Genomic DNA, 15,420 nt, shown 5'->3' on the forward strand with positions numbered 1-15,420 from the left:
TTAAGCCTTTCCGTTCCTCGTCAGTGCTGGTAGCCGTAGACGCCGCGCGCCTGGTCGCGGACGAGACGGCCCTTCTCCAGCTCGATGACGCGCTTGCGCATCTGGTCCACGATGTTCTGGTCGTGGGTGGCCATGATCACGGTGGTGCCCGTCCGGTTGATGCGGTCGAGCAGCTTCATGATGCCGACGGAGGTCTGCGGGTCGAGGTTGCCGGTGGGCTCGTCGGCGATCAGCAGCTTGGGCCGGTTCACGAAGGCCCGCGCGATGGCGACGCGCTGCTGCTCACCGCCGGACAGCTCGCCCGGCATCCGGCCCTCCTTGCCGCCGAGCCCGACGAGGTCGAGCACCTGCGGCACCGACTTGCGGATCTCGCCGCGGGACTTGCCGATGACCTCCTGGGCGAAGGCGACGTTCTCCGCGACCGTCTTGTTCGGCAGGAGGCGGAAGTCCTGGAAGACCGTCCCCAGCTGGCGGCGCATCTGCGGCACCTTCCAGTTGGAGAGGCGTGCGAGGTCCTTGCCCAGGACGTGCACCTGGCCGTGGCTGCACCGCTCCTCGCGGAGGACGAGCCGCAGGAAGGTGGACTTTCCGGAGCCGGAGGACCCCACGAGGAACACGAACTCGCCCTTCTCCACCTCGAGGGAGACATCCCTCAGGGCGGGACGGGTCTGCTTGGGGTAGACCTTGGAGACACTGTCGAATCGGATCACGGATGCACCACGGGTCGCCGGGGGTAGATGAGCGTGACCATACGCGAACCGGGTGGGCGAGCGCAGTCGCCGGTCGGGGTTGCGCGCGGCTTGTGTGTTTTTGTACGGGGGTTTGTGGCGGGGATGCGCCGCACGGCACGACGCGGATGCGCGGCACGGTACGACGCGGATGCACCGTGCCGCACGGGCCCGGTGCCCGGCGCCGCCGGGGAACCCGCGCTGAAATCCACGGAACCTGGCACAGTGGTGGGGGGAACGTTCGCGTGTCCGTGAGCGTTGTCGTAGGCGGAGACAGTGCAAGGAGGGCGCGCATGACGTACGACCGGTTGGTGTGCGCGAACTGCGCGGCGCCCGTGAGCGAGGGCCGGTGCCCCGTGTGCCGCGCCCACCGTCAGCGGCTGCAGCAGGAGAACTTCTTCGCGGGACTGAATCCCATGGCGCTCGTCGTCCTGCTCGCGGTGCTGGTCGCGGCAGTGGCGCTGCTGGCGCACCAGACCGTCTAGCGCGGGCCGGCCGCCCGACGCGGACGTCGGGACCACGCGAAGGGGCCCGGAGCACAGTGCTCCGGGCCCTTTGCGCTGCGCCGCACGGTCACTCCGTGTGCGCGTGCGGCTACCGTCAGGCGACAGCGCCGCCGCGGCCGCCCACCAGGCGCGGCAGGAGACGGAAGCCGATGCCGCCGGCGATCATGGTGGCGGCGCCGACCAGCAGGAAGGCGGTCTGGCCGGCACCCGTCTCGGCGAGCTGCTTGCCGCCGCCCTGGGCCGAGGGGTTGGCCGGGGTGTCCGAGCCGGTGTCGGTGAGGGCCGAGGAGCCCTCGTCCTGGGCCGAGGTGTCGGATCCGCCGTCGGGGCCGGGGCCACCGCCGGTCGAGCCGCCGCCCGCGGTCTCGGACGGGCCGCCGGTGGGCTCGGTCGGGTTGTCCGTCGGACCGCCGGTGGGCTCGGTGGGGCCGCCGGTGGGCTGGGTCGGGACCGAGCTGGTCGGAGGCGTGGTGACCGGGGCCGAGGTCACCGGAGGGGACGGCGGCGGGTCGGTCGGCAGCCCGGTCGTCGAGGCGGTCGCGCTCGGCGTACCGTCGCCGTCGACCTGCACGCCCGCGCCGACACCGACGCCGCCCGCGTCGACGCCGACGTTCACGCCGATGTCGAGGGCCGAGGCGGCGCCCGCAGCGGTGAGCGAGGCTCCGGCCGCGATCACGGCACCGGCCGCTATGCGCGCGACACGGATCCGCGTCTTCTTTGTCATCTGGTTGCTACCCCCAGTAGCTGAAAAGGTCGATGTGCGCCGCTCGGGGCGGTGATCGACGGAGGCAGCAGACTTGACGCACGTCCCCCGGTTCACATGCGCCCCGGAAATGCGCATGCCACGCTTCACCCTTCCCATTTTTCAAAGGACCGTCAAGGTCATTGCGTACGCATTGTCCAAATGACGCCCCTTTATGGGCTGTTGAAGCCTGTGAGTGTGATGTGGAACCCAGACATTCAGGAACGGAAAAGGCAACCGCCGCCCGGTGGGCGGCAGTTGCCTTGTCGACAAAGCGTCGTATTCGGGCCCTGCGGGCGGCCGGTTACCCGGCCTGCTGCTCCCGCTGCTTGCGCCAGCGAATCCCGGCCTCCAGGAAACCGTCGATCTCGCCGTTGAAGACGGACTCGGGGTTGCCGACCTCGCACTCGGTACGCAGGTCCTTGACCATCTGGTACGGGTGCAGGACGTACGAACGCATCTGGTTGCCCCAGGAGTTGCCGCCGTCGCCCTTGAGGGCGTCCATCTTGGCCTGCTCCTCCTGGCGGCGCCGCTCCAGGAGCTTGGCCTGGAGGACGTTCATGGCGGTCGCCTTGTTCTGGATCTGCGAGCGCTCGTTCTGGCAGGAGACGACGATGCCGGTGGGGAGGTGGGTCAGGCGCACCGCGGAGTCCGTGGTGTTGACGCCCTGGCCGCCGGGGCCCGAGGAGCGGTAGACGTCCACGCGCAGCTCGGTCTCGTCGATCTCGATGTGGTCGGTCTGCTCGACCACCGGGAGGATCTCGACACCGGCGAAGGAGGTCTGGCGGCGCCCCTGGTTGTCGAAGGGCGAGATGCGCACCAGGCGGTGCGTGCCCTGCTCGACGGAGAGGGTGCCGTAGGCGTAGGGGGCCTGGACGGCGAAGGTGGTCGACTTGATGCCGGCCTCCTCCGCGTACGAGGTCTCGTAGAGCTCCGTCTTGTAGCCGTGGCGCTCGGCCCAGCGCAGGTACATGCGCTGGAGCTTCTCGGCGAAGTCGGAGGCGTCGACGCCGCCGGCCTCGGCGCGGATGGTGACGAGCGCCTCACGGGAGTCGTACTCCCCGGAGAGCAGCGTGCGCACCTCCATCTCGTCCAGCGCCTTGCGGACGGCGGCCAGCTCGGTCTCGGCCTCGGCGCGGGTGTCCGGGTCGTCCTCGGCCTCGGCGAGCTCGAAGAGCACGCCCAGGTCGTCGATCCGGCCGCGCAGGGCCTCGGCCTTCCGGACCTCCGCCTGGAGGTGGGAGAGCTTGCTGGTGATCTTCTGCGCCTCGTCCGGGTTGTCCCACAGGGACGGCGCGGCCGCCTGCTCCTCGAGCAGGGCGATGTCTGCCCTCATCCTGTCGAGGTCCAGGACGGCCTCGATCGACTCCATGGTCGAGGAGAGGGACTTCAGCTCTTCGGATACATCGACGACTGCCACGCCTCCAGCGTAACGGCTCCGCCAGGCGGGGAACGCCGGACGTCGGCAGCCGCCGGCGGGCGCCCACCCCGCACACCGGGCCCGCCGGGTACCGCCCGGGTGGGGCGGGGCCGCCCACCCGGCGCGGGCACGGCCGGTCCGGTACCGCCCGCCGACGGCGGCACGGGCGGTCCGGCGCCGGGGCCAGGGCGGGAGCGGGACGGCGCCGGATCCCGGGTGCGGGCGGACCCGGGCGGCCGGGTCAGGGCCGGGTTCCCGGGTGCGGGCGGGTGCCTGGAGCCGCCCCGGCCCGGGTCGCTCCGGGCACGGGCAGGCCGGACCTGGCCACGGTGGAGGCGCGCCGGTCACGGGTGCGGGCGGGTGCCGGTGGAGGCGGGGCGGTCACGGCCCCCGGGGCGTCCGGGCCCGTCCGGGCGTGCGGCACGGCGGGACCGGCGTGCGGCACGGCGGGACCGGGGACGGGTCAGGGGGCCGCCGGGGCCGAGTGCTGCCGGGGGTCGTGGGGCGCGCCGTCGCCACCGTCCCCGGAGGTCGCCAGCCAGGCGCCCGCCCCGACCGCGGCCGCGAGCACCGCACCGGCCACGCCGAGCGTGATCCGGCGCCGGCGGGCGATCGCGCGGTGGCGGGCCGAGCCGGGGCGCGGGGCGCCCGCGGGACGCGGGACGCGGGCCGTGCCGCGCGCGCCGCCGGCCAGCTCGTCCGGCGCCGGGACCCGCATCGAGGTGTGGGTGTCCCGGTTGGAGTCCGGCTTGGCGCCGGGCACCAGTGGCACCGCGCCGCGCCTCCGGGCCCTGTCGGCGGCCGGGGCCTCGGCCCGCGCGGACGGCTCCTCGGGCGGCTCCTGCCCCGGCTCCGCCTCCGGCTCGTCCACGTCCAGCGCCGGCATCCCGGCGAGGAGCGGCAGCAGCTCCCGCAGCCGGGCGGCCAGCTCGGAGGCGCGCAGCCGCGACGCCGGCGCCTTGGCGAGGCACTGCACGACGAGCTGCCACAGCTCGTCGGGGATGCCCGGCAGCGGTGCCACGGTCTCGGTGACGTGCCGGCGCAGCACCGCGCCCGGGTGCCCGCCGCCGAAGGGGGTGAAGCCCGCCAGCAGCTCGTAGAGCACGGTGGCCAGGGCGTAGATGTCGACGGCCGCCCGTGGCGGCAGGCCCTCGACGATCTCCGGCGCCAGGTAGTCCGGGGTGCCGATGATCTTCGTGGCGCGGGTCCGCTTCGGCGAGTCGATGAGCTTGGCCACCCCGAAGTCCGTGAGCAGCGCGGGGTGGGACCCGGCGGGACCCAGCGGGCCCTGCATGTCGAGCAGCACGTTCTCCGGCTTGACGTCCCGGTGGACGACGCCGGCCGCGTGCGCAGCGGCGAGCCCGTCGGCGACGTCCGCGACGACGGCCACCGCCGCCTCGGGCGCCAGCCGCCGCTCCCGCTCCAGGCGGGTGCGCAGGTCCGTGCCGCGGACGAGGTCCATCACCAGGGCGAGGTCGTTGCCGTCGACCACCAGGTCCCGCACCGACACCACGTGCGGGTGCTCCAGGCCCAGCAGTGCCGTCCGCTCCTGCACGAAGCGGCCCACGAGCTCCTGGTCGGACGCCAGGTCCTCGCGCAGCAGCTTGACGGCCACGGGGCCGTCCGGCCCCTCGCCCAGCCACACCGTGCCGGCGCTGCCCCGTCCCAGGATCTGGTGGGCGGTGTACCGGCTGCCGATCTTCCGTGCCAAGGCTGCTCCTACAGACGCGTGTTGGCGTTCAAACTACGCGTCCGGAGAAGCAACCTTCACCGCGGAGACGGAAATCACCCGCTGGGTGTCGACAAATCCCCAGACTCATGCCGGTCCTGCGGCCGCCGGACCGTGCCGGACGGTGCGGAACCGGTCAGTTGCCGCTCCCGGAGGCGCTGCCGATGTCCTTGACCCAGTGGGACACGGTGCCGAGCCAGTGGCTCAGCTGGCCCCAGTAGCTCCGGCCGGTGCCGATCCAGTGCTGGAGCGGGCTCAGCTCCCACACCAGCCAGCCCGCGACGAACAGGATGACGAGGGTGAAGAGACATCCCTTGAGGCAGCCGAGGCCGGGGATCTTCATGGGGTTGGCGCTGCGCTGACGCGGCGGCCGGGGTTCACGGGCGGGCCGCTGGGGCTCCGGCGCCGGGGCGTACCGCTGCGGCCGGCTCCGGGCGGGCGCCTGCTGCTGCCGCGGCTGCTGCTGTTGCGGGTGGCCGTACCCGGCGCCGGGCTGCTGCGGCCGGGCGACCTGGCGCTGGGGGCGGCGGCGCAGCGGGTCCTCGTTCGGGTCGAGGTACTGCACCTGCGTCTGCTCGTTGCGGTCGCGGGCCGCGCGCAGCTGGGTCTGCCAGGGGTGCGGCTGGTCCGGGTTCTGCCCCTGCGGTCCGGCGCCGGGGCCGCCCGGCGGCATCGGGGGCATCATGCGTGTCGGGTCGGCCCCGCCGTGGTGCGGCAGCGCGGTCGTGGGGTCGGCCGCGCCCTGCGGTCCGCCGGGGACGCCGGGGGCCCCGGTGTGCGGCAGGACGCTGGTCGCCCCGTTGGGGTCGAAGCCTGCGGCTCCCTGGGGCAGCACCTGCGTCGGATCGGCGGCGCCGGGCGCGTCCGGCACGGTCGCGGGCTCGGGGTCCGGGGCCAGCAGCGCGGCGACGCCTTCGGCGGCGGCGATCTGCGCGACGCTCGCGTGCACGCCGACGCCCTCGGCGACGACGCGCAGGCCGTGCGCCAGGTTCTGGGCGCTGGGCCGCTCGGCGGGGTTCTTGCGCAGGCAGCGCTCGATGACCGTCCACAGCGGGTCGGGGACCGTGGAGGGGCGGCGGGGCTCGGCGCTCAGGTGCTGGTGCAGGACCTCGAGGGACGAGCCGCCGGAGAACGGCGGACGGCCGGTGACCAGCTCGTACAGCAGGATGCCGGCGCCGTAGACGTCGACGGCGGACGTCTGCGGGCGGCCCTCGGCGGACTCCGGCGCCACGTACGCGGGGGTGCCGACGAACTCGTGGGTGCGGGTGAGGCCGGGCGAGTCCGCCAGGCGGGCGATGCCGAAGTCGGTCAGCATCGGGTGCATCCGCCCGTCGTCCTGGCGGAGCAGCACGTTGGCCGGCTTCAGGTCGCGGTGGACCACGCCGTCGGCGTGGCTGGCGGCCAGCGCGTCGGCGATCTGGGCGGTGAGCAGCGCGGCGGCCACCGGGGAGAACGGGCCGCTCTGGCGCAGGTAGCGGTGCAGGTCGGGGCCGTCGACGAGGTCCATGACCAGCGCCAGCAGATCGCCCTCGACCACCAGGTCGCGGACCCGGACGATGTTCGGGTGGGTGAGGCGGAGCAGCACGGAGCGCTCCCGCAGGAACCGCATCACGACGTCCGCGTCGCTGGCCAGCTCCTCCTTGAGGACCTTGATCGCGACGGTCTCGCCGGGCTGGCCGGCCACAGCGGCCTCGGCACCCGCGGTCTGGTGCTGGCGGGCTCGCCAGACGGTGCCCGTGGCGCCGCGGCCGAGCGGCTCCTCGAGCAGGTACTTGCTGCCTACCGGCCGCACGTCATGCGCTCCCTGCTGATCGCTTGCCTGGTCCCCGGCCCCGTCCGGCGGGGCGGTACCCCCTCCGCTCGGGCGGTGCCGAGAGCGGGGGGAGGGTGTTCCGACCCACTGTAGTGCCGCCGTACGCGGTGCCGGGCGGTCGTGCTGGTGCACCCGGTGCCCGGGGTGCGCCGCCGCCGGGCCCCACTGGGCCAGTACGCACGGGACGTCGTGCATGTTCGACGGAAAGACGCTCGACTCGGGTCGCATGGTTGCCCCACACGGACGTGACCGATCTCAAGTAGGCATCAAACGGACACCTGCCGAGCCATGGTCAGGCACTTTTGCGGGCAGAGCCGACCAATCAAGATCACTCGGCGGTGGGCGGCGGGCACGCTGTCGGCGGCAGGTGCGAGGATGCTGCCAGTACTGGCCGACGTGCTCGTGCGGCGGTGGGGGAAGTCCGCGGTGGGCGACCGCGGGAGCGCTTCGTCCCCGCTCTGCGGGCGCCCGCGCAGAAGGGACCGCAGACGGCGATGCAGATCCGGCTGACCGTCGTAGACCCGCTGGGCCCGCCCTCCTCCGCAGCGCCGCCCGCCCCGCGCGAGCCGAGCGGCCCGGCGACCCCGCGCACCGCTCCCACCAGCCGTGACGTGCTGGTCACGGCACCCGCGGGCACGGCGCTCGCCGCGGTGGCCCCGGCGCTCGCGGCCGCCGTCGCCGGGGACGGCGCGGCGGCCGAGCGGGGCCGGGAGCGGGCCGGGTCCGAGCGCGGCCGCGAGGCGGGCGCGGGTCCTGTGGTGCTCTACGCGGGCACGGAGCGGCTCGACGTCCAGCGCTGCACGCTCGGCGAGCCGCCGCTGCTGGACGGCGCGGTGCTGTCGCTGGGCGCCCCCGCCGACCCCGAGCCGCACCCCGAGCTCGACGACGCTCCGACCCAGCTGCACGTGGTCGCGGGACCGGACGCGGGCGGGGTCCATCTGCTGCACGGCGGGCAGATCACCGTGGGCCGCTCGGCCGACGCCGACGTGCCCCTGGACGACCCGGACGTCTCGCGCGTGCACTGCGCGGTCACGGTGGGCGCGGACGGCCGCGTCGCGGTGGCCGACCTCGACTCCACCAACGGCACCGTGCTGGACGGACGCCCGGTCGGCGGACGCCCGGTCCGCTTCGCACCGGGCGCGCTGCTCCGGATAGGCGAGTCGGCCCTGCGTCTGACGCCGGCCGCGGGGCCCGGCGCCCGCGCCCGGACGGCGCCCGACGGGGAGGGCCACGTCCGGGTCCCCTCCCCGGGCGGCCCCGGCACGGGCCCGGCAACCGCGGCCGGTGCCGCCGGTGCTCCCGGCGGGCGGCCCGGTGTCCCCGGCGGGCCCGGCGTTCCCGGCGGCCGGGCGGCGGCCGCGCACGGGCCGGGCGGACGGCACGGCTCCGCCCCGGTCCCGCCCGGGGCGGAGCCGCCCGGCGGCGCACGGCACGACGGGTCGCGGGCGGACGGCACGGCCGCGGGCGGAGCCCGTGACGCGCGGGGGCAGCGCGATCCCGGCACCGCGTCCGTGGTCCCGCCGCAGAGCCGCGCCCCCCGGATCGAGAGCCACGGCGCCCCGCACCCCGGCGACGCCCTGCCGGCGGACGCGGGCGACACCCGCGCGGGCCCCTTCGGCACCGGCGGCCGCTTCGGCGCCGACGTCCCGGGCGCACCGGGCGACGCCCCCGGCCGAGGTACCGGGGAGCCCCGGTGGCCCGGCCCCGCGGACCACTCCCGCTCCGGCCCGGACGCCGGAGCGGCCCGCCCGCCGGGATCCGCCCGGTCGCCCGAGGCCGTCCCGCCCTCCGCCGGGGACGACGCACCGGCCGGGGACGGCGGGTACGGGGAAGGCGGCGCGTACGGAGGCGGCGGTCGCAAGGGCACGCCCCTGCGGGGCACCGAGGTGCCGCCGGGCCTGCGCCGCCGCGGGGGGATCGGCGCCTGGGCGCGGCGGCTGGCCGGCGGACGCCCGGAGCAGGCCGCGGACCACCCCGCGCCGCACGACACCGTCGCGGCCGGGCCGGCGGCGCCGGACGCCTCACCGGTCACCGGCGGCCCGCAGATGCCCGAGACCTGGCCGGACCCGGCCGCGCTGCTGCTGAGCGTCCTGGGGCCCGGCCCCCGCCTGTGGGAGCGCGCCCCGGGACACCCGGAGACGCTGACCGTGCGGCTCGGCACCGCCGACCGGTCGGTCCCCGACGGCTCCGGGCTGCTGCCCGCGGTCCCGGTGACCGCCGACCTGCGCGAGGCGGGCGCACTGGGCCTGGCGGGGCCACGCGCCCGCCTGTACGGGCTGGCCCGCTCCGTGCTGGCCCAGCTGGCCGCGCTGCACTCCCCCGACGCGCTGGAGATCGTCCTGCTGAGCACGGACCCGGCCCGTACGGCGCAGGAGCGCACCGCGGAGTGGTCCTGGCTCGGCTGGCTGCCCCATCTGCGCCCCGCCCACGGCCAGGACTGCCGTCTGCTGCTCGCCTTCGACCGGGAGCAGGCCGCGGCCCGCACCGGCGAACTGCTGCGCCGCCTGGAGGACCACCCGGCCGGCCCCGCACCCGGCCCGGCCGGACCGCGCGCCACCGCGACGGCCGCCCCCGGCCCCGCCGCCCGGCGGCCCTCGTGGGCCCGGGACGACGACGCGGGCGACGCGCGGGGCTTCGCGGGTCCGTACGCGGTGGTCGTCGTGGACGGCGACCCGGGCGGCGCCGCCGAGCGGGCGGCGCTGGTCCGGCTGGCCCAGGAGGGGCCGCGGGCGGGCATCCACCTCGTGTGCCTGGCCGAGACGGCGCCGGCCTCGCCCGCCTCGCCCGTGACCGACACGTACGACGCCGCCAGCGCGGTGTCCCCGGTGTTCCGCGCGTGCGGGGCGGTCGGCCTGCTCAGCGGGGACGTGGCGACGGCGCTGCGCGTGATGCGGGTCGCCGACGCGCCCACCGCCGGTTCTCCCTCTCCGTCCGCCGCCACCGGCCACGACCCGCGCACCCGGCCCGCCGCCGTGCACGACCCGCACGCCGCTTCCTCCACGGCGCACGCTCCGCACCTGCCGGCCGACACTCCGCACGACCCGTACGGCCCTTACGACCCGCACGACCCGCACGCCGCCGCGTACGACCGGCGCCTTCGGACCGCCGCCCCGTACGACCGGCGCGACGCCCCGTCCGGCGCCCCGCACGACCCGCACTCCCCGGACGCCGTCGCGGGTGGGGCGCACCCCGCCGGACCGGCCGCCCGCACCCCTTCCCCATAGCCCCCGGCACCGTCGCCGTCGTCGACGCCGTGTCCCCGGCGTGGGCCGAAAGATTCGCGCGGGCCCTGGCGCCCCTGCGGACGGACGCGGTCGCCGGGGACCGGCCCGCGAGGGTGTCGGCGCCGCTTCCGCTGTCGGCGCGGCTGCTGGACGAGCTGGGTCTGGCCCGCGCCACGCCGGCGTCGCTGCTGGCCCGGTGGGCGGACGCGGCCGACGCGGCGGCCGCCCACGGCGGGCGGGCGTGCGCCGTGCTGGGTGCCGGACCGCGCGGCCCGGTCTGTGCCGACCTCGTGGCCGACGGCCCGCATCTGCTGGTCGAGGGCCCGGCGGGCAGCGGCCGCACGGAGCTGCTGCGCTCCCTGGTCGCCTCGCTCGCCGCCGCCGAGCGTCCCGACCGGCTCGGCGTCGTCCTGGTCGACGGACGGGACGGCACCGGCGCGGGCGCCGCCGACGGCCTGCGCGCCTGCACCGACGTCCCGCACGTCACCACCCATCTCACCGCCAACGACCCGGTCCGCATGCGGGAGTTCGCGCAGTCGCTGAGCGCCGAGCTGAAGCGGCGGGCCGAGCTGCTCGGGCGCACCGGGTTCGCCGGGTGGCACGGCGGGCGCGAGGGCGGCGGCCGGGCGGTCGCCCAGCGCGCGGCGCCGGGCCGCGGGCCGCACGGCCCCGCCGGGGCCGGCGACCTGGACAGCCCGCCCAGTGCGACGCTGCGGCTGCGGCCCGCCGCGGCCCGGGCCGCCACCGAGGCGGCGCCTCCGCTGCCCCGGCTGGTCGTGGTCGTGGACGACCTGGACGCCCTGGTCTCCCCCGCCCTCGGCTCCCCCGGGCGGCCCGCGGCCGGGTCCGTGGTGCGTGCGCTGGAGGCCGTGGCCCGGGACGGCGAGCCGCTCGGCGTCCACCTGGTCGCCTCGGCGGCGCCGGGCGGCCGTACGGCGGAGTCGGAGCCGGCCCGCCGGGCGACGCTGCGGGTCACCCTGGACGCGCCCGCCGCCGGGCCGGAGGAGCCGGCGCCCGGGCGTGGACGGCTGGCGTGCCCGGACGGGCGGGTGACGCCGTTCCAGGGCGGCCGGGTCACGGGCCGCATCCCGCGCACGGCGACGCAGCGCCCCACGGTCGTCGCCCTGGAGTGGCAGCGCATGGGCGACCCGCCCGCGCGGCGCACCGTCCGCGAGCTCGGCAACGGCCCGACCGACCTGGCCCTGCTGGCCAGCGCGTTGGAGCGGGCGGCCCGGGAGGTGTCGGCGGCCGAGGTCTCCTCGCTCCTCTGACCAAAACGGCCGCACGGGCCCACCGGAGCCCCCTTGCCGAGACGCGCCCCGGCCCCGAGCGGCGCGGCGCCCCGCCCCGTCCGCGCGCAACCGGGATCGTACGTACCGTCACGACGTGGTCACGATCGCCCACTTGACACGGTGGGCGGTCTTGCCGACCCCGGGGCCCGGGCGTAGACCGGTTCGCACGGGACAGCGCTCGGACGTTCGACGAGGTCGAAGAACGGGGCAGTTGATGCACAGCACGAGCAGCACGATCCGGACACGCAGGGCCGTACGGACCGCGGCGGCCGTCGCCGCGGGGGCGCTGGCGCTCTCGCTCGGCGGGTGCGGCGGAAGCGGCGGCAAGAAGAGCGGCGACGGCACGAGCGGCAGGGAATCCGGGGGCAGCAGCGTCACCCTGCCGCGGCTGAACGGCACGTCCCTGGAGGTCGCCGCCGTCTGGACCGGCGCCGAGCAGGCCAACTTCAAGAAGGTCCTGGCGGAGTTCGAGAAGCGCACCGGCGCGAAGGTCACCTTCGTCCCGGCGCAGGACCCGATCATCAACTTCCTCGGTTCGAAGATCGCGGGCGGACAGCCGCCGGACGTCGCGATGCTGCCGCAGCCCGGTGCCATCAAGCAGGCCGTCGCCAAGAAGTGGGCCAAGCCGCTGGGCCCCGAGGCGCGGGCGCAGCTCACCAAGAACTACTCCAAGGGCTGGCAGGACATCGGCTCGGTCGGCGGCACCCCGTACGGCGTCTACTACAAGGCCGCCAACAAGTCGCTGATCTGGTACAACGCGAAGGTCTTCGAGAACGCGGGCGCCCAGGAGCCCACCGACTGGAAGGGCCTGCTGTCCACCGCGCAGAAGGTCTACGACTCCGGCGTCACCCCGTTCTCCGTCGGCGGCGCCGACGGCTGGACCCTCACCGACTGGTTCGAGAACGTCTACCTGTCCCAGGCCGGCCCGGAGAAGTACGACCAGCTCGCCCAGCACCGCATCAAGTGGACCGACCCGTCCGTGAAGGACGCGCTGACGACGCTGGCGCAGATCTGGTCCCGGAAGGAGTACCTGGCGGGCGGCCCGGACGGCGCGCTGCAGACCGAGTTCCCGGCCTCCGTCACGCAGGTCTTCACCGGAGGCGACCAGCCGAAGGCCGGCATGGTCTTCGAGGGCGACTTCGCCCAGGTCAACATCGGCGAGACCAAGGCGAAGGTGGGCGCGGACGCGAAGGTGTTCCCGTTCCCGGCCGTGGGCAGCACCGCGCCGGTGGTCTCCGGCGGTGACGCGGCGGTGATCCTCAAGGACTCCAAGGGGGCCCAGGCACTGGCCACCTTCCTCGCCTCGCCGGAGGCGGCGACCATCCAGGCGAAGCTCGGCGGCTACCTCTCCCCGAACCGGAACGTGCCCGACTCGGCGTACCCGAACGCGGTGCAGCAGAAGATCGCCAAGTCGCTGATCGCGTCCGGCGACTCCTTCCGCTTCGACATGTCCGACCAGGCCCCGCAGGCCTTCGGCGGCACGCCCGGCAAGGGCGAGTGGAAGGACCTCCAGGACTTCCTGAAGAACCCCAAGGACGTGGCGGGCACCCAGGCGAAGCTGGAGAAGGACGCGGCGGCCGCCTACGGGAACGGGAGCTGATCCGGCGATGACCCCACTCCCCGGCACCGGGCCGGCCGGACGATGAGCCCGGCCGCCGCCGGGGGTGCCGCCGCCCGCCCGGCGGCGCCCCCCGCCCCCCGGCAGCGCAGGAGCGTGACCGGCACCCGCAGGACCGTGGCGGCGCTGTTCCTGCTGCCCGCCCTGGTCCTGCTCGGCGCACTCGTGGTCTACCCGATCGGGTACTCCGTCGTCCGCAGCCTCTTCGACTCCTCCGGCCACTCCTTCGCCGGCCTCGACAACTACCGGACGCTGTTCACCGACGACGGCATCCGCACGGCCCTGAAGAACAACGTCATCTGGGTGGTGTTCGCGCCCGCGGTGTCCACCGCGCTCGGCCTGGTCTTCGCGGTGCTGACCGAACGGGTGCGCTGGGGCACGGCGTTCAAGCTGGTCGTCTTCATGCCGATGGCGATCTCGATGCTGGCGGCCGGCATCATCTTCCGGCTGGTGTACGACCAGGACCCGGACCGCGGGGTCGCCAACGCGGTGTGGGTCGGCGTCCACGACACCTTCGCCCGCTCGTCGGCGTTCCCGCACGCCCACCCGGGCCGGCAGTCGCCGCTGAAGCCGGACGGGGGCGGCTTCGTCACCACGCACCCGGTGCACACGGGCACGGCGGTGGCCCTGCCGCTGGTCGGCGTCGCCCCCGACCAGATGCCCCACGGTGCCGCGAGGGCCCGGCGGGCCACGGCGGAGCCGGGCCGGATCACCGGCACCACCTGGCAGGACTTCACCCGCGGCCAGGGCGTCGGCCGGCTCGGCACCGTCGACCCCTCCGAGCTCGGCTACCCCGGCATGCGGATCGAGGCGGTCCGTGACGGCCGGGTGGTCGCGTCGGCGACCGCGGCCGCCGACGGTACCTTCAGCCTGCCCGCGAAGGCCGACGGGGCCGTGCTGCGGCTGCCCGCGGAGAACTTCCGCGCGCCGTACAACGGGGTGGACTGGCTGGGCCCGTCGCTGGTGACCCCGGCCATCATCGGCGCGTACGTGTGGATGTGGGCCGGGTTCGCGATGGTGCTGATCGCGGCCGGCCTCGCGGGGGTGCCCCGGGAACTGCTGGAGGCGGCCCGCGTCGACGGCGCGAGCGAGTGGCAGGTCTTCCGCCGGGTGACCGTCCCGCTGCTGGCGCCGGTCCTCGCAGTGGTCGTGGTCACGCTGATGATCAACGTGCTGAAGGTCTTCGACCTGGTCTTCATCATCGCGCCGGGCTCCTCCCAGGACGACGCCGACGTACTGGCGCTGGAGCTGTACCGCCAGGGCTTCTCGGAAGGCCGCCCCGGCGTCGCCAGCGCCATCGCGGTGTTCCTGCTGCTGCTGGTGATCCCGGTGATGCTGTTCAACATGCGCAGGCTGCGGCGGGAGGTACGGCGATGACGGCACGGGCCGAGGACCTCACCGGGACGGCTGCGGCCCCCCGGCCCCGGCCGGCGCGGCGGCCGCTGGGAGCACGGCTCACGGAGGGCCTCGGCGGCGGGCTTGTCCGGGTGTTCCTCGTCGTCGTGGGCCTGTTCTGGCTGGTGCCGACGATCGGCCTGCTGCTGTCGTCGCTGCGCGCTCCGGACGCCATGAGCGGCAGCGGCTGGTGGACCGCGCTCACCAGGCCCTCGCAGCTCACCTTCGACAGCTACCAGAAGCTCCTGGAGAACGGCGACATCACCGGTTCCCTGGTGAACACCGTCCTGATCACGGTCCCGGCGACGCTGCTGGTCGTCGTGGTCGGCTCCCTCGCGGGCTACGCGTTCGCGTGGATGGAGTTCCCCGGCCGCGACTGGTGGTTCCTGGGCGTGGTCGGGCTGCTGGTCGTACCGGTGCAGGTGGCCCTCATCCCGATCGCCGAACTCTTCGGGAGGATCGGCCTGTTCGGGTCGATCCTCGGGGTGGTGCTGTTCCACACCGGCTTCGGCCTGCCGTTCGCGGTGTTCCTGCTGCGCAACTTCTTCGCGGAGATCCCGCGGGAGCTGCTGGAGGCGGCCCGCCTCGACGGCGCGGGCGAACTCCGGCTGTTCGCCCGGGTGGTGCTGCCGCTCGGCGGCCCGGCGATCGCGAGCCTGGGCATCTTCCAGTTCCTGTGGGTGTGGAACGACATGCTGGTGGCGCTGGTGTTCACCAAATCCGGCACGCAGCCGATCACGGTCGCCCTGCAGACGCAGGTCCGCCAGTTCGGCAACAACATCGACGTGCTGGCACCCGGCGCGTTCATCTCGATGGTGATCCCGCTGGCCGTGTTCTTCGCCTTCCAGCGGCAGTTCGTGACCGGGGTGATGGCCGGCGCGGTCAAGTGACCGCCTGACGGCGCGGACCCGGGCCGTCCGCCGCAGGACGGGCGGTGCTCCGCCTGCTGTCTC

9 protein-coding genes and 1 pseudogene are annotated in these 15,420 nt (G+C 75.4%); 5 read left to right on the top strand and 5 right to left on the bottom strand.

Annotated elements, in window-relative coordinates:
• Positions 1-20: 20 nt before the first annotated feature.
• Complete coding sequence (gene ftsE, locus P3H78_RS03905) at positions 21-710, bottom strand: cell division ATP-binding protein FtsE (RefSeq protein ID WP_276107293.1); 690 nt, start codon at positions 708-710, stop codon at positions 21-23.
• A gap of 311 nt (positions 711-1,021) precedes the next feature.
• Between ftsE and P3H78_RS03910 the strand changes: the two genes are divergently transcribed.
• Entirely contained in the window at positions 1,022-1,213 is a 192-nt protein-coding gene (locus P3H78_RS03910) for a hypothetical protein (protein ID WP_276107294.1), read from the top strand.
• A gap of 115 nt (positions 1,214-1,328) precedes the next feature.
• On the opposite strand, the gene P3H78_RS03915 is transcribed toward P3H78_RS03910, so the two are convergent.
• The 4 genes from P3H78_RS03915 to P3H78_RS03930 form a co-directional block, all read right to left on the bottom strand.
• Positions 1,329-1,958 carry a hypothetical protein gene (locus P3H78_RS03915; protein WP_276107295.1) on the bottom strand — a complete coding sequence of 210 codons (630 nt, stop codon included), beginning with the start codon at positions 1,956-1,958 and terminating at the stop codon, positions 1,329-1,331.
• 322 nt (positions 1,959-2,280) lie between these two features.
• The gene (prfB, locus tag P3H78_RS03920; RefSeq protein ID WP_276107296.1) at positions 2,281-3,396 is read right to left on the bottom strand and encodes a peptide chain release factor 2; all 1,116 of its coding nucleotides are present in this window, start codon (positions 3,394-3,396) and stop codon (positions 2,281-2,283) included.
• Between the two features lie 463 nt (positions 3,397-3,859).
• On the bottom strand, positions 3,860-5,107 hold the full coding sequence (locus tag P3H78_RS03925) for a serine/threonine-protein kinase (protein ID WP_276107297.1): 1,248 nt from the start codon (positions 5,105-5,107) through the stop codon (positions 3,860-3,862).
• Positions 5,108-5,261: 154 nt separating this feature from the next.
• Positions 5,262-6,917, bottom strand: coding sequence for a serine/threonine-protein kinase (locus tag P3H78_RS03930; RefSeq protein WP_276107298.1), 1,656 nt, complete (start codon positions 6,915-6,917; stop codon positions 5,262-5,264).
• 515 nt (positions 6,918-7,432) lie between these two features.
• Here P3H78_RS03930 and P3H78_RS03935 point away from each other — a divergent pair.
• From P3H78_RS03935 to P3H78_RS03950, 4 genes and pseudogenes are all read left to right on the top strand, one after another.
• Positions 7,433-11,433: pseudogene (locus tag P3H78_RS03935) on the top strand (FtsK/SpoIIIE domain-containing protein).
• A gap of 235 nt (positions 11,434-11,668) precedes the next feature.
• Entirely contained in the window at positions 11,669-13,054 is a 1,386-nt protein-coding gene (locus P3H78_RS03940) for an ABC transporter substrate-binding protein (protein ID WP_276107299.1), read from the top strand.
• Between the two features lie 42 nt (positions 13,055-13,096).
• A complete protein-coding gene (locus tag P3H78_RS03945) occupies positions 13,097-14,449 on the top strand; it encodes a carbohydrate ABC transporter permease (RefSeq protein ID WP_276107300.1) in 1,353 nt (450 codons plus the stop codon).
• Entirely contained in the window at positions 14,446-15,357 is a 912-nt protein-coding gene (locus P3H78_RS03950) for a carbohydrate ABC transporter permease (RefSeq protein WP_276107301.1), read from the top strand. The genes P3H78_RS03945 and P3H78_RS03950 overlap by 4 nt, the downstream gene beginning before the upstream one ends.
• The last annotated feature ends 63 nt before the right edge of the window (positions 15,358-15,420 follow it).

Origin of the sequence: Streptomyces tropicalis (assembly GCF_029269835.1) — a bacterium.
In the GTDB taxonomy this organism is placed as follows: domain Bacteria; phylum Actinomycetota; class Actinomycetes; order Streptomycetales; family Streptomycetaceae; genus Streptomyces; species Streptomyces tropicalis.